22 protein-coding genes are annotated in these 20,398 nt (G+C 61.5%); 6 read left to right on the forward strand and 16 right to left on the reverse strand.

All coding sequences use genetic code 11. The features are described from left to right. The first annotated feature begins 139 nt into the window (after nt 1-139). The 4 genes from bamJ to BFN10_RS26860 all read left to right on the forward strand — a co-directional run bounded on the left by bamJ (nt 140) and on the right by BFN10_RS26860 (nt 2,455). On the forward strand, nt 140-871 hold the full coding sequence (bamJ, locus tag BFN10_RS26845) for a BamJ family beta-barrel-assembly machinery protein (protein ID WP_071492256.1): 732 nt from the start codon (nt 140-142) through the stop codon (nt 869-871). A 323-nt stretch (nt 872-1,194) separates the two neighbouring features. Then, nucleotides 1,195-1,653: a YkvA family protein gene (locus BFN10_RS26850; protein WP_071492257.1), complete on the forward strand. Its 459-nt coding sequence runs from the start codon at nt 1,195-1,197 to the stop codon at nt 1,651-1,653. Between the two features lie 92 nt (nt 1,654-1,745). Continuing rightward, nucleotides 1,746-2,087: a helix-turn-helix domain-containing protein gene (locus BFN10_RS26855; protein WP_071492258.1), complete on the forward strand. Its 342-nt coding sequence runs from the start codon at nt 1,746-1,748 to the stop codon at nt 2,085-2,087. Beyond that, on the forward strand, nt 2,084-2,455 hold the full coding sequence (locus BFN10_RS26860; protein ID WP_005786715.1) for a hypothetical protein: 372 nt from the start codon (nt 2,084-2,086) through the stop codon (nt 2,453-2,455). The genes BFN10_RS26855 and BFN10_RS26860 overlap by 4 nt, the downstream gene beginning before the upstream one ends. Here BFN10_RS26860 and BFN10_RS26865 read toward each other — a convergent pair. Further along, on the reverse strand, nt 2,452-4,221 hold the full coding sequence (locus BFN10_RS26865; RefSeq protein WP_071492291.1) for a bifunctional diguanylate cyclase/phosphodiesterase: 1,770 nt from the start codon (nt 4,219-4,221) through the stop codon (nt 2,452-2,454). The two genes, BFN10_RS26860 and BFN10_RS26865, sit on opposite strands and share 4 nt — an antisense overlap. A gap of 118 nt (nt 4,222-4,339) precedes the next feature. Further along, complete coding sequence (locus BFN10_RS26870; protein WP_173668602.1) at nt 4,340-6,421, reverse strand: carboxy terminal-processing peptidase; 2,082 nt, start codon at nt 6,419-6,421, stop codon at nt 4,340-4,342. 138 nt (nt 6,422-6,559) lie between these two features. Here BFN10_RS26870 and BFN10_RS26875 point away from each other — a divergent pair, with 138 nt between their 5' ends. Next, nucleotides 6,560-7,522: a zinc-binding dehydrogenase gene (locus BFN10_RS26875; protein WP_071492260.1), complete on the forward strand. Its 963-nt coding sequence runs from the start codon at nt 6,560-6,562 to the stop codon at nt 7,520-7,522. Nucleotides 7,523-7,648: 126 nt separating this feature from the next. Here the strand turns inward: BFN10_RS26875 and BFN10_RS26880 are convergent, their stop codons facing one another. The 6 genes from BFN10_RS26880 to BFN10_RS26905 form a co-directional block, all read right to left on the reverse strand. Beyond that, nucleotides 7,649-8,302, reverse strand: coding sequence for an HAD family hydrolase (locus BFN10_RS26880; protein ID WP_071492261.1), 654 nt, complete (start codon nt 8,300-8,302; stop codon nt 7,649-7,651). 30 nt (nt 8,303-8,332) lie between these two features. Continuing rightward, complete coding sequence (locus BFN10_RS26885) at nt 8,333-9,322, reverse strand: ABC transporter ATP-binding protein (RefSeq protein WP_071492262.1); 990 nt, start codon at nt 9,320-9,322, stop codon at nt 8,333-8,335. Beyond that, nucleotides 9,319-10,119 carry an ABC transporter permease gene (locus BFN10_RS26890; RefSeq protein WP_071492263.1) on the reverse strand — a complete coding sequence of 267 codons (801 nt, stop codon included), beginning with the start codon at nt 10,117-10,119 and terminating at the stop codon, nt 9,319-9,321. Before BFN10_RS26890 ends, BFN10_RS26885 begins: the two co-directional genes overlap by 4 nt. Further along, nucleotides 10,106-10,942 (reverse strand): ABC transporter permease, encoded by an 837-nt coding sequence (locus BFN10_RS26895; protein ID WP_071492264.1) that lies wholly within the window; start codon nt 10,940-10,942, stop codon nt 10,106-10,108. Before BFN10_RS26895 ends, BFN10_RS26890 begins: the two co-directional genes overlap by 14 nt. Next, nucleotides 10,939-11,745 (reverse strand): alkaline phosphatase family protein, encoded by an 807-nt coding sequence (locus BFN10_RS26900; protein ID WP_071492265.1) that lies wholly within the window; start codon nt 11,743-11,745, stop codon nt 10,939-10,941. Before BFN10_RS26900 ends, BFN10_RS26895 begins: the two co-directional genes overlap by 4 nt. Nucleotides 11,746-11,932: 187 nt before the next feature. Continuing rightward, nucleotides 11,933-13,009: an ABC transporter substrate-binding protein gene (locus BFN10_RS26905; protein WP_071492266.1), complete on the reverse strand. Its 1,077-nt coding sequence runs from the start codon at nt 13,007-13,009 to the stop codon at nt 11,933-11,935. 347 nt (nt 13,010-13,356) lie between these two features. Between BFN10_RS26905 and BFN10_RS26910 the strand changes: the two genes are divergently transcribed. Beyond that, nucleotides 13,357-14,082 (forward strand): UTRA domain-containing protein, encoded by a 726-nt coding sequence (locus BFN10_RS26910; protein ID WP_033900319.1) that lies wholly within the window; start codon nt 13,357-13,359, stop codon nt 14,080-14,082. On the opposite strand, the gene BFN10_RS26915 is transcribed toward BFN10_RS26910, so the two are convergent. The 8 genes from BFN10_RS26915 to BFN10_RS26950 are packed head-to-tail and all read right to left on the reverse strand — an operon-like array spanning nt 14,063 to nt 20,174. After that, a complete protein-coding gene (locus tag BFN10_RS26915; protein WP_071492267.1) occupies nt 14,063-14,977 on the reverse strand; it encodes a metal ABC transporter substrate-binding protein in 915 nt (304 codons plus the stop codon). The two genes, BFN10_RS26910 and BFN10_RS26915, sit on opposite strands and share 20 nt — an antisense overlap. After that, nucleotides 14,977-15,876, reverse strand: a complete 900-nt coding sequence (locus tag BFN10_RS26920; RefSeq protein ID WP_071492268.1) for a metal ABC transporter permease — start codon at nt 15,874-15,876, stop codon at nt 14,977-14,979. The genes BFN10_RS26915 and BFN10_RS26920 overlap by 1 nt, the downstream gene beginning before the upstream one ends. Beyond that, the gene (locus BFN10_RS26925; protein ID WP_071492269.1) at nt 15,873-16,619 is read right to left on the reverse strand and encodes a metal ABC transporter ATP-binding protein; all 747 of its coding nucleotides are present in this window, start codon (nt 16,617-16,619) and stop codon (nt 15,873-15,875) included. Before BFN10_RS26925 ends, BFN10_RS26920 begins: the two co-directional genes overlap by 4 nt. Continuing rightward, on the reverse strand, nt 16,616-17,536 hold the full coding sequence (locus BFN10_RS26930; protein ID WP_071492270.1) for a metal ABC transporter substrate-binding protein: 921 nt from the start codon (nt 17,534-17,536) through the stop codon (nt 16,616-16,618). The genes BFN10_RS26925 and BFN10_RS26930 overlap by 4 nt, the downstream gene beginning before the upstream one ends. Nucleotides 17,537-17,555: 19 nt before the next feature. After that, entirely contained in the window at nt 17,556-18,116 is a 561-nt protein-coding gene (locus BFN10_RS26935; protein ID WP_071492271.1) for a DUF6162 family protein, read from the reverse strand. Further along, nucleotides 18,113-18,442, reverse strand: coding sequence for a hypothetical protein (locus BFN10_RS26940; RefSeq protein ID WP_071492272.1), 330 nt, complete (start codon nt 18,440-18,442; stop codon nt 18,113-18,115). Before BFN10_RS26940 ends, BFN10_RS26935 begins: the two co-directional genes overlap by 4 nt. Continuing rightward, the gene (locus BFN10_RS26945) at nt 18,439-18,975 is read right to left on the reverse strand and encodes a thiamine pyrophosphate-binding protein (protein ID WP_071492273.1); all 537 of its coding nucleotides are present in this window, start codon (nt 18,973-18,975) and stop codon (nt 18,439-18,441) included. The genes BFN10_RS26940 and BFN10_RS26945 overlap by 4 nt, the downstream gene beginning before the upstream one ends. After that, on the reverse strand, nt 18,972-20,174 hold the full coding sequence (locus BFN10_RS26950; protein ID WP_071492274.1) for a PepSY-associated TM helix domain-containing protein: 1,203 nt from the start codon (nt 20,172-20,174) through the stop codon (nt 18,972-18,974). The genes BFN10_RS26945 and BFN10_RS26950 overlap by 4 nt, the downstream gene beginning before the upstream one ends. Nucleotides 20,175-20,398: the final 224 nt, after the last annotated feature.

A 20,398-nucleotide genomic window follows, 5' to 3' on the forward strand; every position in this document is an offset into this window, starting at 1 on the left:
ATCATGAATGAAAATGCTTTTAAACACGTGAACTTATCGGAAGTTTCCTGCTCACATGCCGGTAGCCATTGGTCGTGGCCGCCTGATAAGCTCGCGACTTTATTCGAATGCCCTTTTGGCGCATGAACAAGGAAATAGCATGAAACAGCATCGGTTGGCGGCGGCGGTGGCCCTGGTTAGCCTGGTACTTGCGGGTTGTGATTCGCAGACCAGCGTAGAGCTGAAAACCCCGGCGCAGAAAGCTTCCTACGGTATCGGCCTGAACATGGGCAAGAGCCTTGCCCAAGAAGGCATGGATGACCTGGATTCCAAAGCGGTAGCCCAGGGCATCGAAGATGCCGTCGGCAAAAAAGAGCAGAAGCTCAAAGACGACGAACTGGTTGAAGCGTTTGCCGCACTGCAGAAGCGTGCTGAAGAACGCATGACCAAGATGAGCGAAGAGTCGGCAGCCGCCGGCAAGAAATTCCTCGAAGACAATGCCAAGAAAGACGGCGTCGTCACCACCGCTTCCGGTCTGCAGTACAAGATCGTGAAGAAGGGCGATGGCGCCCAGCCCAAGCCGACCGACGTGGTGACTGTTCACTACACCGGCAAGCTCACAAACGGCACCACCTTTGACAGCTCCGTGGATCGCGGCAGCCCGATTGACCTGCCGGTCAGCGGTGTGATTCCGGGTTGGGTCGAAGGCCTGCAACTGATGCACGTGGGCGAGAAGGTCGAGTTGTACATTCCTTCCGACCTGGCCTACGGCGCGCAGAGCCCGAGCCCGGCGATTCCAGCCAACTCCGTGCTGGTCTTCGACCTGGAACTGCTGGCCATCAAGGACCCAGCCAAGGCTGACGCGCCTGCTGCACCAGCCGCCAAGAAGTAATCGGCGCCTGAACATACAACGCCCCGTCTCGACGGGGCGTTGTTGTTTCTGTGGTCAGCAAGCCCTCTCCCACATCAGAGCCCGGCGAATTCAAACGAACGTCTGCAACCTGCAACAGTCTGATATAAGACTCGAGTACGGGTAGCCGCACATCAACGCCAAGTCAATGAAATCTTGGGTTTTTTTTCAGTGCGCAAAAAACGCCCGATCTGACTGCAAGCCTTGTATTACGTGGCTTTCAGCCCGGAAAACAGGCTCTGTTCACAAGGTTATCCACAATTTGTGTGGATAACCTTTTATGTCATATGGAACTGGAGTGACGAATGAAACCACCGTTCAATTTCACCCGTTTCCTGCCCATGGCCGCGCGCCTTCTGGGTCGCGGACGCTTGCCTACGCTATTGTTCGCGGTCGCTGCCAAAGGCTCGAGCCAAGGCAATCGCCTGGGCAAGCTCAAGGATGATCTCAGGTTGCTCCAGGCCCTGTGCCTGGCTTACTGGCGCGGTGAGTACCGGGCCATCAGCCCCAAGGCGCTGATCTCGGTGGTGGCGGGGCTGATGTATTTCCTCAGCCCGATTGATGCGATCCCCGACTTTATCCCCATGTTCGGCATGCTCGACGACATTGCCGTGCTGGCATGGGTCATGAAGACCCTGGACGGCGAACTGAACGCGTTTCGCGCCTGGCGCGACGCCCAGCGTCCGGAAAAGCTCGCCGTGGTTGAGCGGCTGCCTGCGACGCCCGCGCTGCTGGCCCAGGAAAACCCGCAAAAAAACCCATGACCTGGCTATCCCCTGCGACCTTTGTGGCTGTTAGGATTACACTCCTAAGGAAAGAGCTTACTTAGTAAGTGCAGTTATCCTACGGGGCAGTCATGGATATTCAGATAATTTCACGCAATGGCGAACCCGAATACGCGGTGTTGCCATGGGATCAGTACCAGGCGTTGCTAAAAGCGGCCGGTCAGCAACAGCCTACGCCACCTCTTTCCGTATCGACTGCTCAAGCCACCCCTGCGCAGGATCTGCGCCTGCTCGCCGACCTGCGCGGCTTGCGCGAAGCCAAAGGCCTGGCGATCGAGACCCTGGCCCGCACCGTGGGCATCAGCCCGTCATATCTTGGATTGATTGAAAGTGGTGAACGCCAGCCGGATGCCGCGATCCGCCGCAGCCTGGCCTGGGAATTGGGCGTTGCAGGTTGGAGGGATGAATCTTGAGCCTACGTATCAGCCGTCAACACTGGGATGGGTTACTCAACGAACTGGACCAGGCGCGCCGCCAGCGCCATTTGCTGACCTACCGCGCGCTGTTGGAGCGCCTGCAATTTCCCACCCCTGCCATGCAAACCCTGGCCGCTGCCCTGGAACACCTGGCAGCGCTGGACGCCAAGGCCGAGCAGCCATTGCGCAGCTCGCTGGTGATCAGCCAGGGTGCCAGCCGTTTGCCGCGTACCGGTTTCTTCGAGTGCGTAGAGCGCCTGGGGCGTTTCAGCGGGCCGTCCGATGGCGTGGCCGCCGCCTCCTGGCACGCTTCGGAAGTGGTGCGGGTGTTTGAATACGAGTATCCCGAGTCCGCCGAGGCTTAAAGCGCCTGGGGCAGTGCGTCCATGCTGTCGATCACATGGATGCTGTAGCCGGCCATATCCTTGGCATGGTGTTTGGCTTGCGACGCCAACTCCGCCAACTGGCTGGCATCGAGTTGTCCACAGGCCTGTGGATACAAATGCACCACCCCGATGGACAGCGACAGCAGTGCGAACTCCTGGCGCACGCCCTGGCGGTTCAACGCCACGAAACAGCCGGCCTCCAGATGCTCGGCGCGGTAGAAGCGCCGGCATTGGGTGTGGAAGTCATCCAGCAGCTGGTTGAGCCGCTTGCGCCAGTCCTGCGGGCCGAGCACCAGCAAAAAGTCATCACCGCCGATATGCCCGACAAAGTCACGGCTGGGATCGACCCGGTCGTTCAGGCACTGCGCCAGGCACAGCAACACCTCATCCCCACGCCCATAGCCGTAGATGTCGTTGAACGGCTTGAAACTGTCGATATCCACGTAGCAGATCACCGACTCGCGCTGCTGTTGCAGAAGACGTGTGAGGCACTGCTGGATCGGCACGTTGCCGGGTAGCAGGGTCAGTGGATTGGCGTAGCGCGCCTGCTGGATTTTCCGTTCGGTGATCAGCTTGAGCACATCGATCACCCGGCCCAGACCCAGGTAATCGCCATTGAGGGTGATGATGAAGTCTTCTTCGATACGTTGCCGCGCACGGCTGGTGAGCAGGCGGCTGACCTGTTGCAGCGACTGGCTCAACTCCACCGCCAGGAAGTCGGTGCTCATCAAGCGGCTGATGGGCTTGCGTGCAAACAGGTCGGTGGCGAACGGCTTGAGCAGCGCATCCGACAGCGAATGCCGGTGCACGATACCGATCGGGTGCCCACGCCCGTCCAGCACTGCCAGGGAATTGAGGTTGGCCTGGCGGCGGAACGCTTCGAGTACCTGGGCGGTGGCGGTATCCTGGTCCACCGCCGGCTGTTCGCTCAGCAGGGCGCTGAGGTCGCTGCCTTCATCGTTCAGTGCCACATTGGAACTGTCGGGCTTGGGCAGCATCAGGCGGGCTTCCTGCGGCGGTTGCTCCTGTGGTCGGCAGAGCAGGTAGCCCTGGACCAGGTCCACACCCATTTCCGTCAGCACCGCCAACTCCTCGTGCAACTCAATGCCTTCGGCAATCACCTGGGCGCGTGACGCCTTGGCGATCTGCAGGATGGAGCCGACAAACTCGCGTTTGAGCGCATCCTGATGGATACCGTCGATAAAGTGCCGGTCGATCTTCACGTAATCCGGACGCAGCTCCGACCACAAGCGCAGGCTGGAATAACCGGCGCCCAGGTCATCCAGGGCAATCGAGAAGCCCATGTTGCGGTAGTGATGCAGGGCGGTTTGCAACAGGTCGATATCGTTGGTGGGGGTTTGTTCGGTGAGTTCGATCACCACCTGGCTCGGTGGAATGCCGTAGTCATGCAGCAGTTGCAGGGTGCGTCCCGGTTGGTGCGCGGTTTCCATCAGGGATTGAGGCGAGACGTTGAGGAACAGCTTGCCCGGTAGCTTCTGCTCGCTGAAGCGCCGGCACGCGCTTTCGCGGCAGGCGATCTCCAGTTCACTCAGGCGTCCGGCCTGGCTGGCCACGGAGAACAGGGCGACGGGGGAGTGCAGCGGGCTGTTGGACGGGCCGCGGCTGAGGGCTTCGTAGCCGAGAATGCGCCGTTCAGACAGGCAGATGATCGGTTGGAACAGGCTGTGCAAACTGCCTTGAGCCAGGATAGAGCCCAATGCATTCAGCTGTTCGGTCATGGTCATGGCGATCTCGATCGAAAAAAAAGGACCGCAGGCTTGAAACCTGCGGTCCTTCATTTCACGACAGAATGATGTCTATATGATGACACTCCAAGGAGCAATCACATTAAATCGCCATCATTTACTGCTTGGCCACCTGCTTGCTGATCTTCAGGTAGTCCAGCAGGATCCGGCCGGTCTCGGCCAGGTAGGCGTCGTCTTCCGGCTTGGTTTTTTCCGCTTCGGTCGGCAGCGCATCTTCGTCTTCTTTCTTCAGCTCCTTGAGTGGATCCTCACCCTTGGCCTTGCGGCGGATGTTTTCCAGTACGAGTTGCTTGTTTTCGATGTCGGCATGCTGCGCGCGACGGTCCACTTCGTTGAGGCTGACGGTTTTTTCTTCCATCAACTTCTTGGCCAGGGCCAGCTTGTCGCGGATGAACACGAACTCGGCATCCTTGGCGGAGCGGGTGTCGTGGTCGGCTTTCAACTGCGCCAGGAACGGCTTGAACGGATCCGACGCCGGCTTGATCGCCGGGCGGATGGTATCCCACGGCATGGCTTCCGGCAGGGCGCTTTCGCCGATTTCCTTGGTGTCGATGATCGACGGAAAATCGATGTCCGGCAGTACGCCCTGGTGCTGGGTGCTCTGCCCGGAAACCCGGTAGAACTTGGCCAGCGTCAGTTTCAGCTCGCCATGGTTCAGCGGCTGGATGGTCTGCACGGTGCCTTTGCCGAAGGTCTGGCCGCCGATGATCAAGGCGCGGTGGTAGTCCTGCATGGCGCCGGCGAAAATCTCCGAGGCCGAGGCCGAGAGGCGGTTGACCAGCAAGGCCATCGGGCCTTTGTAGAAGGCGCCCGGGTTCTCGTCTTCCAGCACGTCGACACGGCCATCAGCGTTGCGGACCAGCACGGTCGGGCCTTTGTCGATAAACAGGCTGGTCAGCTCGGTAGCTTCCTGCAGGGAGCCGCCGCCGTTGTTGCGCAGGTCGATGACCACGCCGTCGACTTTTTCCTTCTGCAGTTCGGTGAGGATTTTCTTCACGTCGCGGGTGGTGGACTTGTAGTCCGGGTCGCCGGCCCGGAAGGCCTTGAAGTCCAGGTAGAAGGCCGGGATCTCAATCACGCCCAGCTTGTAGTCCTTGCCATCCTGCTTGAGGTTGAGGATTTTCTTTTGCACAGCCTGGTCTTCGAGCTTCACCGCTTCACGGGTGATGGACACGATCTTGCTGGTCTGGTCGTTCGGTGCATTGGTGTGCGGAATCACTTCCAGGCGCACCACGCTGCCTTTCGGCCCACGGATCAGCTTGACCACTTCGTCCAGGCGCCAACCGACCACGTCGACCATCTCTTTGTCGCCCTGGGCCACGCCGATGATCTTGTCGGCCGGAGCGACCTGCTTGGTCTTGTCGGCCGGGCCTGCCGGTACCAGGCGCACGATCTTGACCTGGTCATTGTCGCTTTGCAGGACGGCACCGATGCCTTCCAGCGACAGACTCATGTTGATATCAAAATTTTCCGCGTTATCTGGCGACAGATAATTGGTGTGCGGGTCGTAGGACATCGCGAAGGTGTTGATGTAGGCCTGGAAGATATCTTCGGCACGGGTCTGGTCCAGGCGCGCCAACTGATTCTTATAGCGCTTGGTCAACAGCTCCTGGATGGCCTTGGGCTCTTTGCCGGCGATCTTCAGGCGCAGCACTTCGTCCTTGACGCGTTTGCGCCACAGGTCGTCAAGCGCGGCGGTGCTGGTCAGCCAAGGCGCGTCCTTGCGGTCCACCAGAAGGTTTTCCTTCTGGGTGAAGTCGAGCTTGTCGACGCCTTTGTCCAGCTCACCCAGTGCGAAGTCCAGACGCGCTTTGACGCGGTCCAGGTAACGCTTGTAGATGGTGAACGCGGGCTGCAGGTCGCCGCTCTTGAGGAAGTCGTCGAACTGGGTCTTCCACTTGTCGAACTCAGCGATATCGCTGGCCAGGAAGTAGCTGCGCGACGGGTCCAGCAGCTTGAGGTAGCTGTCGTAGATGATCACCGAGCGAGCGTCGTCCAGCGGCGGCTTGCTGTAGTGATGGCGCTTGAGCAACTCGACGACGTTAAGGCTGGCAATCACCTCATCGCGATCAGGTTGAAGATTGTCCCAGCTGTTGGCTGCGAACGTATTGGTCGACATCGACGCGAAGCCGAGACCAATGAATAGAGCGAGGGCGGTGCTGGGGAACAGATGCTTCATGCTGATTCGACGCGGGGGCAATTGATAACGCATATTAGGCCGTCTTTGAGGGAGCCGGTTCCATATGGTCCGGTCGCATAATGCAAAAAGCCCGGCGATACAGCTACGGGCTCAGTCCAGACTCACTATGGAGGCACTGTGAAAGCATTGCAAGGCGTTGACGGTCATGTGGAGTGGTTGGAAGAACCCGGTCTTACTTGCGATGTAGGACAAGTTCGTATTCGTGTGGCGGCAGCGGGCCTCAATCGCGCCGATTTATTACAGCGGGCGGGGCTCTATCCGCCGCCGCCGGGTGCCAGCCACGTGCTGGGTCTGGAGTGTTCCGGGGTGATCAGCGAAGTGGGCGCCGGCTCGTCCTGGCAAGTCGGTGACCGGGTTTGCGCACTGCTCGCCGGTGGCGGCATGGCCGAAGAAGTGGTGGTGGATGCGCGCCACGTGCTGCCGGTGCCGGAAGGCCTGTCGCTGGTCGAAGCGGCGGCGCTGCCCGAGGTGTACAGCACGGCGTGGCTGAATCTGTTCCAGTTGGCGGGCCTCAAGCCTGGCGAAAAAGTGTTGCTGCATGCCGGCGCCAGCGGCGTGGGCTCGGCGGCGATCCAGTTGTGCAAGGCGTTTGGCAGCCCGTGCTGGGTCAGCGTCGGCTCGGCAGAGCGCCTGACCTATTGCGAGGAGCTCGGCGCACAGGGCGGCGTGGTGCGTACCGACGGCATCGAAGGGTTGCGGGATTTCGGGCCGTTCGATGTGATCCTCGACCCGGTCGGTGGCAACTATGCGGCGCTGGACCTCAAGCTGCTGGCCCTCGATGGTCGTTGGGTGTTGATCGGCTTGATGGGCGGGCGTGACGCGCAACTGGACCTGGCCCAGGTACTGGGCAAGCGCATTCAGTTGCTGGGCTCGACCTTGCGCAGCCGCAGTGATCAGTTCAAGGCCGACCTGCTCAGCGACTTGAGCCAGCATGTATGGCCGCTGTTTGTTGAAGGGCGGCTGAGCCCGCAGTTGGCCAGGACCTTTGCGATCAGGGATGCCGAAGCGGCGTTTGCCGAGCTTGCGACCAACCGGATTTCCGGGAAGTTGGTGTTGGTGATTGACGAAAGCCTGAGCTGAATTGTAATGCGTTTAATAATGTGGGAGGGGGCTTGCCCCCGATGACAGTGGGACAGTGAAGAATTCTTCATCTGACACACTGTCATCGGGGGCAAGCCCCCTCCCACATTTTTGATCTCGGTTCAATCAGATCCAGTGATGGATCGGCCAGCCGGCTTTTTCGGCATGCTCGCGCAGCACCGGGTCCGGATTGACCACTTGTGGATGCTCCACCTTCAGCAGCAACGGCAAATCATTGCGCGAATCCGAATAGAAGTACGCACCGTCCAGTGTTTCACCTTCCTGCGCCAGCCATTCCAGTAAACGCGTGATCTTGCCTTCACGGTAGGTCAATACACCCTGAGTATGGCCGCTGTACACGCCGTGCTTTACTTCAAGCTCAATCCCCAGCACTTCATCAATGCCGATCCGCGCCGCAATCGGCGTAACCAGGTGCGTGCCCGAGGCGGAGATCACCAGGATCCGGTCGCCATTCGCACGGTGGTGGGCAATGGTCTTGGTGGCGTCGCTGTAGATCAGCGGCTCGATCACATCCTCGACCCACGGCTCCACCAAGTGCTCGATTTCCTCCGGCGTGCGGCCGATCATCGGCTCGAGGCTGAAGTCCATGAAGTCTTCCATCTTCAACTGGCCCTGGCTGTAGGCGTCCATCAGCTCGTTGTTCCTGCGCATGAACGACTCAGGGTCGACCCAGCCCAGGCGGCCCATCTGCTCGCTCCACAGGGTGGCGCAGTCGCCATGGATCAGGGTGTCGTCCAGATCAAAAATTACCAATGCCATCCGTCACGCTCTCTCAATAATCGTCGCTGCTCAGGCTACTTCACACAGGGCGCTGGGGTCGATGGAAAGTGCCAGGCGTTGCCCATCCGGGTGCAAGTCGTCAGCCGAGCGGTTGAGCACGTCCACCACCAGTTCCACGCCGCGCGCTTCGATGCGGTAGCGAATCACGTTGCCCAGCAGGCTGTGGCTGCGAACCAAGGCGTCCAACTCGCCATTGCGGCTCAGCTCGATGGCCTCCGGGCGAATGGCGATACGGCTGTTGATAGGGCGTTGCAGCAACTGGGTGGCCTTGTCGGCGTCCAGCAGGTTGTAGTTGCCGATGAAACCGGCGGCGAACACGTCCACCGGCGCGGTGTAGAGGGTCTCGGCATCACCGCTCTGCACGATCTTGCCTTGGTTCATCAGGAAGATCCGGTCGGACATGGTCAGGGCTTCTTCCTGGTCATGGGTCACAAAGATCGTGGTCAGCCCCAGCTCGCGCTGGATCTGGCGGATCTGCTCGCGCAGGTGCTTACGGATTCGCGCATCCAGTGCCGACAGCGGTTCATCCAGCAGCAACAGGCGCGGGCGCGTGACCAGAGAGCGGGCGAGGGCCACGCGCTGGCACTGGCCGCCGGACATCTGGTGCGGGTAGCGGCCGGCGAGCTCCTTGAGTTCCACCAGTTGCAGCACTTCCTGCACGCGCTTGTGGCTGTCGTCGGCGTTGACCTTCTGCATGCGCAGGCCGAAGGCGACGTTCTGTTCCACGGTCATGTTGGGGAACAGCGCATAGCTCTGGAACACCATGCCGATATGGCGTTTCTGCGGGCTCAGCGGGACGATGTCCTGGCCATCCAGCAGGATTTTGCCACTGTCCACCGAGGTCAGCCCGGCGATGCAGCGCAGCAGCGTGGACTTGCCGCAACCGGACGGGCCGAGCAGGGTGACGAACTCGCCCTTGGCGATTTCGCAGTTGATGTCACTGAACACCGGGGTGCCGGCGTAGCTTTTTTGCAGGTGTTGGACGCTGACGAAGCTCATTGGCTTTTGTCCTTGTTCAAGATATTGGCGGCCCAGGTCAGCACCAGCACAAAGAAGAAGTAGGAAATCACGACGGCACTGGTGAAGTGGCCGCTGCTGTTGCGCATGTTGTTCAGGTAGACCTGCAGCGTTTCGTAGCGCGTACCCACGAGGATATTGGCGAACACGAACTCACCGAACAGGAACGAGAACGACAGCAACAGCGCCACCATCAAGCCTTTGCGCAGGTTGGGCAGCACCACCAGGATCGCCGCCTGCCAGGTGCTGGCACCGAGCAGTTGGGAGGCGTCCATCAGGTCGCGCAGGTTGATCGCCTGCAGGTTGTTGGTGATCGCCCGGTACATGAACGGCAGTGCCACGGTGAAGTAGCAGCCGATCAGAATCCACGGCGTGCCCACCATCGCAAAGGGACCTGAGCCATACAATTGCAGCAGGCCCACCGACGACACCACGGGCGGCACCGCGAAGGGCAGCAGGATCAGGATGTTCATCAGCGCGTCGAGTTTGGGAAAGTGGTAATGCACCACGAACAGCAGCGGCAAAATCAGCACCACCGACAGCACCAAGGCGCCCACGCACACCAGCAACGATTGCCCGAAGGCCATCAGGAAGCGCGGGTCGCTCCACAGCTGTACATACCATTTCACCGTGAAACCAGCGGGCAGGATCGTTGCCGACCAACTGCTGGCGATGGAATAGACGAAGGTGCCGATCAGCGGCAGCACCAGGATCGCAAACAACAGGCACACCACCACGCGGTGGTAGAGGGAGGCCTGGCCGGCTTCAGCGCGAGACATGGTAGCTCCTCTTGAGCAGCAGTTGATGGACCACGGTGACCACGGTCATCAGGGCCACCAGCACCACGGCCAGGGCACTGGCCAGGTTCGGGTCGAGGGACACGTCACCGGACACCAGCCCCGCGATGCGGATCGGCAGCACGTTGAAGTTGCCGGTGGTCAGCGCATACACCGTGGCATAGGCCCCAAGGGCGTTGGCCAGCAGGATCACAAAGGTGCCGAGCAGGGCCGGGGTGAGCACCGGCAAGCCGATGTGTCGCCAGAACTGCCAACCGTTGGCACCCAGCAGCGACGCCGACTCACGCCAGTCCTCGCGCAGCGCATCGAAGGCCGGGTACAGCAGCAGTACACCGAGGGGAATCTGGAAATAGGTGTAGAGAATGATCAACCCGGTCTTCGAATACAGGTTGAAGTCCTGAATGATCCCCGCCTGCTTGAGCATGATCGTAATGCTGCCGTTGAAGCCCAACAGGATGATGAAGGCGAAGGCCAGGGGCACGCCGGCAAAGTTGCTGGTCATGTTGGCAAAGGCGGTGACGAAGTTGCGCAGCGGCGAATCCACCCGACGCAGGGAGTAACTGCCGAGGGTGGCGATGATGATGCCGAACACGCTGGAGTAGAAGCTGATCTCCAGGCTGAACTGGATGGCTTGCAGGTAGAACTTCGAGCTGAAGATGCGCGTGAAGTTTTCCAGGCCCCAGCCAGCCTCTTCGGTTTGCAGGCTGTTGATCAGCACCCATACCAGCGGGGCGATTTCGAACACGATAAAGAACAGTGCGAAAGGCACCAGGCACAGCAACGCCAGCCATTTGCCTCGGTTCATTTCAACAGCTCCCGGCATACAGGTTTGTCGTGGGGCACGCCCAGCAGCTCACAGACGGTGCCGCACAGCTCGGTCTGTTTCGGTGCGGCGCGGCTGTCCAGGCTGAACGCATCGCCCAGCACAAACAGCGGCACTTCGCGTTCTTCGGGGAGCAGGCCGTTGTGGGAACGGTCGTTGTTCATGCCGTGGTCGGCGGTCACCATTACCTGGTAGCCGGCGTCGAGCCAGGTGTGCAGGTAATCGGCCAGGATGATGTCGGCCGAGCGTGCGCTGTTGCGGTACTGCGGGGTGTCGAGGCCGTGCTTGTGGCCGGCGTCGTCGATGTTCATCGGGTGCACCAGCAGGACGTTCGGCGCGTGCTTGAGGCGCAGGCTTTCGGCGTCGGCGAACAGGTGGGAATCCGGGTAGTGGTCATTCCAGTAGAAATGCCCGTGCTGGATCGCCAGCGCCGGGTCGTCGGTATGACGGTCGCGGGCGGCGAGAAAGGGCGTGCGGTTATACAACTCGCTGACCCAGTGATAAGCCGCCGCCGCGGTAGTGAGGCCGGCGTCGGTGGCGTAATGGAAGATGCTGCGCTGGTTGGACAGGCGCGAGACGTTGTTGTGCACGATGCCGCTATCGATCGGCGGTACACCGGTGAGAATGCATTCGTACAACGGGCGGGACAGGGCGGGCAGTTCACATTCCAGTTTGTACAGGGCTGCGCGTCCTGCGCCGACATAGGCCTGCAAGTGCCCCATGGCGTGCCGCGCAACCTCGAAGTTCAGGCCGTCGAGCACGACAAGGATGACATTGTGCTTCATGGGGGGAGGCGCTCCGCAACGATGGACTTGGCTCGATATTCCTGATGCATCTGGGTTCAAGTGTGGGAGGGGGCTTGCCCCCGATAGCGGTGTGTCAGTTTGAATATCTGTCACTGATCCACCGCCATCGGGGGCAAGCCCCCTCCCACATTGGATCTCCAGTGGAGTCCAATGTGGGGTGGCAGGCTTACTTCATCTCTACGATGACCTGCTCGTTCCACAGCTGAGGCAGCTTCTTGGAGGTGGCTTCCCAGGCATCGGCATCCTTGATCGGCTGCGGGTTGGCCTTGGTGTACTGCTCGCCCGGGATCAGGTTCTTGGCGATCTCGGCCGGCAGTTTCAGGTCGGTTTCAGCACGGATCGGACGCGCATTGCCTTTGGCCAGGTTGAGTTGGCCGGCGTCGCTGAAGATGTACTCGCGGGTCAGCTTGGCGGCGTTCGGGTGCTTGGCGTATTTGTTGATGAGGGTGGTGTAGCCGGATTTCACCGAGCCATCCGATGGGATCAGCACCACGTAGTCATCCGGGTTGGCCATCTTGGCCTTGTAGCTCAGGCCGTTGAAGTCCCAGACCACGCCCACTTCGGTTTCGCCTTTTTCCATAGTGGCAATGGTCGGGTTGGACAGTGAGAGGCGGCCTTGCTGGGCGATCTTGGTGAAGAATTGCAGGCCGGGGGCGATGTTCTTTTCGTCGCCTTCATTGGCAATGGCGGCTGCCAGTACGCCGTTGGCCGCTTGCGCCGCAGTGCTCACGTCACCGATGGAGACCTTGTATTTGCCGTTTTGCAGGTCAGCCCAGCTAGTGGGCACTTCAGAGCCGTGCAGCAGCTTCTTGTTGACGATAAACGCGATGGTGCCGGTGTAGGCCAGGGCCCAGTGACCGTCCTTGTCTTTCGCCCAATCCGGGACCTGGGCCCAGGTGGACGGTTTGTACGGCTGGGTCACGTCCTGCTTCACCGCAATCGGCCCGAACGCCGCGCCCACGTCGCCGATGTCGGCGCTGGCGTTGTCTTTTTCAGCCTTGAACTTGGCGATTTCCTGGGCCGAGCTCATGTCGGTGTCGATGTGCTTGAGGCCGTAGGTCTTGGCCAGGTCTTCCCAGGTGCCTTTCCAGTTGGCCCAGTCATCGGGCATGCCGACGCTGTTGACAGCGCCTTCTGCCTTGGCGGCAGCTTCCAGGGTTTTTAGATCGGTATCAGCGGCCATGGCGGCGGTGCACATGGCAATGGTCGAGCCTAACAGTGATGCCAGGAAAAGCTGTTTCATCCGAAGCTCCTTTGGGCGTTTTCAACGCGGCGGTTGTTTCTGCGGTGTTGTTGGTCTAGGTCAGAGCAATACCTGAGCCAATCTAGGCTCGATGGATGACAGTTTCATGTCGATGTCGTTTTTAAAATGCTGATGTCGCTTGTCGCAGAGTCAGCGTAGACCATGCTCAACTGCCCGTGGGGAAGGGACTTGGCCGACGTATTGCAGGGTGTGCTGCGACGGCTGCACACGGACTGTCATCTGTCGGTCATCTGTACTACCTAGGCTGGCACTCAACCGTGCAAGCCCATTTACGGAGCGGTTTGTGCACCTTGTCGGTGCTGGTCTAGTCCAGATAGGTAACGTTGATGCGTGATGAGGCAATCAAGGCGGTGACATCCATCGGCCTGGCGCTGCAAGAGCAGATCGACCACGGCCTGTTGCCGCCTGCCAGCAAACTGCCGGCCGAGCGCAAGCTCAGCGAGTTGTTCGGTACCACCCGGATTACCGTGCGGGAAGCCTTGTTACAACTGGAAGCGCAGGGTCAGATTTATCGCGAGGAGCGACGCGGCTGGTTTGTCTCGCCGCCACGGTTGGCCTACAACCTGATGCAACGCAGCCACTTTCACGCGATGGTCAGCGACCAGGGGCGGGTGGCGTCCACCGAGGTCATCTCCGCGCGGCTGCAACCGGCGTCGGCGGCGGTGTGCGCCTGGTTGCAGCTGCCGGCACTGTCGAGCGTGATCCAGATCTGCCGGGGCCGGCGCATCGATGGGCGCCTGGTGTTGTATGTGGAGCACTACCTGAACCCGCAGTATTTTCCGGGGATCCTGGCGTGTGATTTGAATCAGTCGATGACCGAGCTGTATGCACGCAAGTACGACCTGCACTACGGGCGGGTGCGTTTCGAGATCGTGCCGACGTCACTGCCGGTGGAGGCCGCCGCTGCGTTGCGTGTGTCGGTGGGCAGCCCGGGCTTGCGTATCGCCCGGGTCAACTATGACCAGCACCAGCGGTTGATCGACTGCGACCTGGAGTTCTGGCGGCATGATGCGATTCATGTCGGTGTGGATGTCATGGGGTCAGCGCCTTGATCACCTGGTCCACATTGGTTTCCAGCTCCGCCACCGGTTCCGCACCGTCCACGTTCAGCACCAGCAGCCTGGCGCCACTTGCCGTTACCGCTGCCGTCACCGCCTCACTCGGCTGGCGATGATGCAGCACCACCGCCACATCGTTGTCCTTCAGCTCGGCCGTGAGTTTCTGTAGCGCCTCGGGCGTCCAGTCGGCATCCGGCCGTGCATCGGTGCTGAGCGCTTCGAGGTTCAAACTGCTGATCAGATAAGCAAAGTGATCGCTCAGGCTGACCACACTCAGGTTATCCGCCTTGGCCAGGCGCGCTTCGCTGTCGGCGGTGAGTTTGAGCAGGCGCTGCTTGAGGGCGGCGAGGTTGGCGTCGATCTTCGGCTTGGCGCCCGGGGCCAGGCGGCTCAGGTCGGCAGCCAGTACATCGGCCATGCGTCCCATATTGTTGCTCGACTGCCATGGCTGGCTGTTCAGGCCATCGGCAACGCCCGGCTGTACGGCGATGCCAGGCAAGCCACCATCCACCGGGCGGGCGGCGTCGACTTCGACGATACGGATATTGCTACGCCGCGCCACCGGGTACAGCGGGTCATCGGCCCACAATGAGCGCAGGCCGATGGCGGCGTCGGCGTCCAGCGCCAATTTGCTCAGGGCCGGCGCGCCACGGCCGGTGAAGTAGGACACCTGGCGTGAACCTGGCAGGTTGGCCGGGGCGGCGCGTTCAAGCTGCACATCGGTGCCTTTGAGCAACACGTCGGCCAGGCCATAGGTAATCGGCAGGGAGGCCAGTACTTTGACCGGTTTTACGGCATGAGCAGCCGGTTTGGCCGCTTGCGCCGCCATCAGCGGCGCGGTGAACATACAGGCGATGGCCAGGGCCAGGGGATGAAGAACGGAGCGCATTATCCAAGATTCCCTTTGAGGCTGGGCACTGTGCCGCGCGCGATGGCGGCCAGGGCGAAGGCGATACCGGCGACCAGGATGATGGCGGCGCCGGACGGCACGGGCAGGTCGAAGATGATCGGCAGCAGGATCCCGCACAGGGTGCTGACTGTGGCAATCGCCACCGAGACCCAGAAGAAGCCCTTCAGCGACTGGCTCAACAGCCGCGCCGCAGCCGCCGGAATCACCAGCAGCGCCCCCACCAGGATCGCACCGATGACCTTGACCGCCGCGACGGTGATCAGCGTCACCAGGATCACGAACAGGTAGTCCAGGGTTTTCACGGCGACGCCCCGCACAGCGGCCAACTGCGGATTGAAGCTGGCCAGCATGATGCGGTTGTACAGCGGCAGCGCCAGGGCCATCACCAGCGCACCGACAACCGCCAGCACCAGCAGATCGTTGCCGTTGACTGTCAACACCGAGCCAAACAGCACGTTCTCGAGGATATGCACGTTGATCTTGCCGGCCAGGATCAGCAGCAGGCTCGCCCCCAGCGCCAGGGACACCGACAGGAACACCCCGATCAAGGTGTCCGGCGCCAGGCCCGTGCGGTTGCGCAGGTAGTTGAGCAGGATGCCGAACAGCAGGCAGTAGCCGAACAGTGCGCCATACGGCCCGGTGTAGGGCTCACCCAGCAGGATCCCGACTGCCACGCCAGTCAACGCAGCGTGGCCAACCGCTTCGGAGAAAAACGCGAAGCGCTTGACCACCACCAGCGTGCCCAGGCCGCCCAGCACCGGGCCGATCAGCAGACCGGCGAGCAGGGCGTTGACCACAAAACCGTAGGCCAGTGCCTCCGGCAGGTAGCCCGAAGAGGCCCAGCCCTGGACCATCAAGCGAAAGGCTTCATAACTCATTGCGCCGGGCTCCGAGGGTGGGTGGAGAACAGGGTCAGCAGGCGGTCCGGGGTCAGCGCCTCCTTGGGCGTGGCATCGAACAGCACGCGGCGGTTCAGGCCGGTGACGCGGTCGGCCAGGCGGCCCACGGCTTCCAGGTCATGCTCGATCCACAGCACGGTGATCCCGGCCAGGCGCCAGTCATTGAGCAGGCGCTCGAACACCTGGATACCGGCTTCGTCGAGGGCCGACATCGGCTCATCCAGCACCAGCAGGTGCGGCGCCGGGATCAGCCCCTGGGCCAGCAGCACACGCTGGCGTTCACCGCCGGACAGCGCGCCCATGCGCCGCTTGCGTTTGTCCTGCATGCCGACGCGCTCCAGTGCGTCCCCGATCGCGCCGGCGTAGTGCCTGGACAGGCCCAGGAACGCCGGGCGCCGTTGGCACATGGCAGCCATGAAATCATCCACGGTCATCGGCAAGCCCCGGTCAAACTCCAGGGCCTGGGGTACATAGCCGATAGTGCCGGGCGCGGCCGGCCAATGCAGGCTCAGCCGACCCTGATGGGGTGTCTGCCCGAGCAGGGTCTTGATCAGCGAGCTTTTACCGCCGCCGTTGGGGCCGACCAGCGCATGGATGCTGCCCGGCTGTACCTGGAAACTCACCGCATCGAGGATCGCGGTGCGACCCAGGGTCAACGACACCTTGTCGAACTCGAGCGTCGGGCCGACGCTGACCGCCTTCAGCTGTTCCGCCGCCGTCATGCTCCGGACTCCTGAATTGCCCGGACCACCGTGTTGAGGTTACCGGTCATTTCCACTTCGTACTTCTCGGCGCTGTATTCGCCGTAGGAAATATGCGACAGCGGGTACAGCTTGACCCCGGATTCACGCTGGATGGTGTCGACGTAGGTGGACGGGAAGTCCATCTCCGAGAAGATCACCTTCACGTCCAGGGCGCGCAGTTCGTCGATGGTTTTCTTCAACTGGCTGGGGCTTGGCTCGATACCGTGGGCCGGTTCGACCACGGCGGTGACTTCCAGGCCGAACTCGCGCAGCAGATAGTCGTAGGCCGCATGCACGGTGGCCACGCGCAGGTCCGGGTTGGGTGCGCTGGTCAATTTGGCCAGGGCATCGGCACGCATCTGGCGCAGGCGCTTGCCGTAGGCGCGGGCATTCTGGGTGTAGGTCTTGGCGTTGTCCGGGTCGAGCTTGCCCAGTTCGCGGGCAATGTTGTTGACCTGGGCAATCGATGCGCTGATCGACAGGAAGGTATGCGGGTTGACCACCTTGCCCGCACCGCGTGCGGCGTTACCGGTGGCGGCCAGCAATGGCACATTGGCGTTGGCTTCGATCACCGGGATGTCCGGGCGCTCGCTGGTGGCGATCATGCGGTCGGCGAAATCATCGTGGCCGACGCCGTTGAGCACGATCACGTCCAGGGTGCCGATGCGCTTGATGTCTTCGGCGCGTGGCTCGTAGGCATGCGGGTTGAAACCGGCCGGAATCAGCGGCACCACCTCGGCCTTGTCGCCGACGATATTGGCCACGTAGCTGTAATAAGGGTGCAGGGTGATGCCGATACGCAGGCGCTTGGTTGCCTCGGCATTGGCAAGGGGAGCGAGCATCAGGCTGAACAGGCCAACCAGCAACAGGCGCAACAGGGGCGATGAAATAGACATGGGCAATCGGTCTTCTCGTTCAGTGACGGTGCTGGCGGGTGACGCCGGCATCGAATTGCGCGACCACCTGCCGCCAGCCGGCTGCGATCAGCGCCTGGTCGGAGAGGTCGGAGGGAGCGGCGAGGTTGGCCTGGCGATTGAGCCAGATGTCCGGCTCGGCACCGTGCACGCGCATCAGTAATGAACCGCTGGTCGCTGGCGCCTGGCTCAAGCCCAGGTAGGCCGAGGGTTCCAACAGTTGCCAGCGGTGATCGCCGCGGCTGACCGAACTGGCGTCCTGGGCAAACGGCGCAAAGCCTTCTTCGGCCAGTTGCGCCGGGCTGGGCAGCGCGCTTTGTTCCTGCTGCAACAGCTGGATTTCATCCAGGGTCACCCGCAGGTCAGCGTAAATGCCTTGCTCGGCGGCGCTCAGGTCGCGGCGCGCGTCCAATTGGTGGCTGGGCACCGCCGCGACTTCCTGGGATTCACCGTGCAGCGCTATTACCGAGCCGGCCACCGCGAGGATGATCAGGCACAACAGCAGCACGTAGAGGGTTTCGTGACCGGCACCGGCGGGGCGTACAACCTGTGTGGTACTCATTGCGGCTGGATATCCGCTTGGTCGATTTCCACCACGTGGCCGGGACCGGCATCAAACAGCACGTAGAACTCGGCGGACGGTTTCTTGAAGGTCAGGGTCGAGTCCTGGCCGAGTTTGCCGGGCACCAGGATGGTTTCGTCGTAGCCGATCACGTCCAGGGTCACGCCGGGTGCACCGCTGCCGTCGGAGAAGCCGCCCTTGCACTGGATCTGCTCACCGGGGATTTCCTTGCACTCGCACATCGGGTTGTGGGCGAGGGCGACGGTACTGAACCCCGCACCCATCAACAGGACGCCGCAGGCGCGGGTCAGTCGCATCAAAGTCATGGTTTAACTCCTTGCTTGTTCAGCCAGGCAATCGTGGCAGGCGAAGCCTGGCTCAACGGGATGGAACCCTGGTGCATGCTGCCGTCCCAGCCTTCCATGGTCACCCACAGTTCGGCGTCGACGGGCGTGCGTTCCGGGATCGGCAGGCCGGCGCCCATGCGGTAGGGCGTACCGAAGAAGATCACCCCGGCAGCGCGCAGGCTGCGCGGCTTGCCGATGCGCAGGTAGGTGGCCTTGACCTGGTTGGCACAGCTGTCGCACAGGGCGGCGTTGAAGAATTTCATCGGGCCGGCCGGGTCGGGGCGCGGGCCTTCATTGCGAAACTCGGCAAGCTTCAGGCTCCAGGGTCCGACCTGTACGTCGCCGGCCACCCGTTCGCCGATGCCGGTGTCGCCGCGAAACAGCGCTGCATCGGCGAAGTACTTGGGCATGAAGCCCAGCGGCACCAGCAACAGCAGCACATTGAGATGGAAACGCCATTTCAGCCAGAGTGCCCGCAGAGGCGATGGTTTTACCGCAGCGACCTTGTTCATGAGTTGGCCTCCGAGGTTTGCGCCTGCCGGGCGGGGAGGGAAACCGGTTTGTGCTGTGCCTTGGCTTCACGGTTGAAGGCATTGAGGGTGGCCAGGGCGGTGCGCTTGGTCCAGATCAGCAGGCCGCTCAACACCATCATGCTCATGATCAGGCCGAAGAAGGCCCAGATCAGCTTGATCCAGATGCCGCCGAAGTCGCCGGTGTGCAGGGGGCGCATGGATTCGGTGACGAACTCCAGCTTCGAACGGTCGGACAGCAGGTGCGCCGCAGCCACTTCACCGTCATAGGGGTTGATCTGCGCGGTCTGGAACATCAACGGGTACCAGCCCCGCCCGCCGATCTGCAGGTGACTGTAGGCATTGAGCGGCAGGCTGATGAAACTTGCCTCCAGGCCAGGGATGCGCTGGGTGGCGATCTTGATCGCCTCGTCCACCGGAATCATGGGGGCCGGCACGCCGGGCGCCGACATCGGCACCTTCTCCCGGGCAATCACCGGGATGACCGGTTCGGTGGAAATCGAAATCTGGTTGTCGCCCAAAATCGCCCGGATCAGGAACCAGATGCCGGTAACGGAGATGACTGCTATGAACCAGATCGACCAGATACCGCTCAAGCGGTGGAAGTCCCCCCAGAAAATCCGCGCGCCGTGGCGAATCCGCAGGGTCGGGCGCAGGAAGCCTTTCCAGAACCGCTTGTACACCACCAGCCCGGTGACCAGCGACGCCAGCAGCGGGATGCCGAGTGCCGACACCAGGTACCAGCCCCAGCTGTAGCCATTGGTGAACGGCACCAGCCACCAGCCATGCAGGGCGCGGGTGAACTGCTGGAAGTTGAAGGAGGGGCTGATGCCCTGGATCGCCCCGGTGTACGGGTTGACGTAGACCTCCACCGAGCGTCCGTCGGGGTAGCTGAGGTCGACGCTCAAGGCAAAATGCGATTCGTCGGGCCGGCTGATCGACTGCACATATACCTGGGGTTCATCGCGCTTGATGGCGGCGATCACCTGGTCGTAGCTCAGCGGTAAGGCATCGTCCGAGGGCTTGCTCGCACGGATATCCGGGTTGGCCAGCCAGACGATCTCCTGGCTGACCACCGCCAGGGTGCCGGTGACGCAGACGATCAGTACAAAGAACCAGATAGGCAATGCCAGCCAGCTATGTACGAGAAACCAGAGTTTGGAGCGTGACTTCTTCGACATGTGAATGAGGGTCTTGATCGGAGGAGGGCAATGGAGGCCCGGAAAAGGCCAGTCGTAGCTTTTGCTGACGCGACGGGCTGTATCTAAGTTAAGACGGATGAGAATGAGAAATCCCTAAGGCGGATATGAAAGAAAATGTTTCAGGTTCACATTCGGGGCGTTTTATCGCCTTGATCGAACACGAAACATGTTCCAAGCCATCACCCAGGCGCCATTGATGGGTC

It is taken from the genome of Pseudomonas extremorientalis (assembly GCF_001870465.1).
GTDB lineage: Bacteria > Pseudomonadota > Gammaproteobacteria > Pseudomonadales > Pseudomonadaceae > Aquipseudomonas > Aquipseudomonas extremorientalis.

Bases quoted from the DNA above. Each gene is read 5' to 3' on its own strand.
- BFN10_RS26945 (WP_071492273.1), bottom strand. From the start codon at position 18,975: ATGAACAAGGTCGCTGCGGTAAAACCATCGCCTCTGCGGGCACTCTGG.
- BFN10_RS26920 (WP_071492268.1), bottom strand. From the start codon at position 15,876: ATGAGTTATGAAGCCTTTCGCTTGATGGTCCAGGGCTGGGCCTCTTCG.
- BFN10_RS26865 (WP_071492291.1), bottom strand. From the start codon at position 4,221: ATGACCATGACCGAACAGCTGAATGCATTGGGCTCTATCCTGGCTCAA.
- BFN10_RS26880 (WP_071492261.1), bottom strand. From the start codon at position 8,302: ATGGCATTGGTAATTTTTGATCTGGACGACACCCTGATCCATGGCGAC.
- BFN10_RS26935 (WP_071492271.1), bottom strand. From the start codon at position 18,116: ATGAGTACCACACAGGTTGTACGCCCCGCCGGTGCCGGTCACGAAACC.
- BFN10_RS26890 (WP_071492263.1), bottom strand. From the start codon at position 10,119: ATGTCTCGCGCTGAAGCCGGCCAGGCCTCCCTCTACCACCGCGTGGTG.
- BFN10_RS26910 (WP_033900319.1), top strand. From the start codon at position 13,357: ATGCGTGATGAGGCAATCAAGGCGGTGACATCCATCGGCCTGGCGCTG.
- BFN10_RS26950 (WP_071492274.1), bottom strand. From the start codon at position 20,174: ATGTCGAAGAAGTCACGCTCCAAACTCTGGTTTCTCGTACATAGCTGG.
- BFN10_RS26870 (WP_173668602.1), bottom strand. From the start codon at position 6,421: ATGAAGCATCTGTTCCCCAGCACCGCCCTCGCTCTATTCATTGGTCTC.
- BFN10_RS26895 (WP_071492264.1), bottom strand. From the start codon at position 10,942: ATGAACCGAGGCAAATGGCTGGCGTTGCTGTGCCTGGTGCCTTTCGCA.
- BFN10_RS26925 (WP_071492269.1), bottom strand. From the start codon at position 16,619: ATGACGGCGGCGGAACAGCTGAAGGCGGTCAGCGTCGGCCCGACGCTC.
- BFN10_RS26915 (WP_071492267.1), bottom strand. From the start codon at position 14,977: ATGCGCTCCGTTCTTCATCCCCTGGCCCTGGCCATCGCCTGTATGTTC.
- bamJ (WP_071492256.1), top strand. From the start codon at position 140: ATGAAACAGCATCGGTTGGCGGCGGCGGTGGCCCTGGTTAGCCTGGTA.
- BFN10_RS26905 (WP_071492266.1), bottom strand. From the start codon at position 13,009: ATGAAACAGCTTTTCCTGGCATCACTGTTAGGCTCGACCATTGCCATG.
- BFN10_RS26885 (WP_071492262.1), bottom strand. From the start codon at position 9,322: ATGAGCTTCGTCAGCGTCCAACACCTGCAAAAAAGCTACGCCGGCACC.
- BFN10_RS26930 (WP_071492270.1), bottom strand. From the start codon at position 17,536: ATGTCTATTTCATCGCCCCTGTTGCGCCTGTTGCTGGTTGGCCTGTTC.
- BFN10_RS26855 (WP_071492258.1), top strand. From the start codon at position 1,746: ATGGATATTCAGATAATTTCACGCAATGGCGAACCCGAATACGCGGTG.
- BFN10_RS26900 (WP_071492265.1), bottom strand. From the start codon at position 11,745: ATGAAGCACAATGTCATCCTTGTCGTGCTCGACGGCCTGAACTTCGAG.
- BFN10_RS26850 (WP_071492257.1), top strand. From the start codon at position 1,195: ATGAAACCACCGTTCAATTTCACCCGTTTCCTGCCCATGGCCGCGCGC.
- BFN10_RS26940 (WP_071492272.1), bottom strand. From the start codon at position 18,442: ATGACTTTGATGCGACTGACCCGCGCCTGCGGCGTCCTGTTGATGGGT.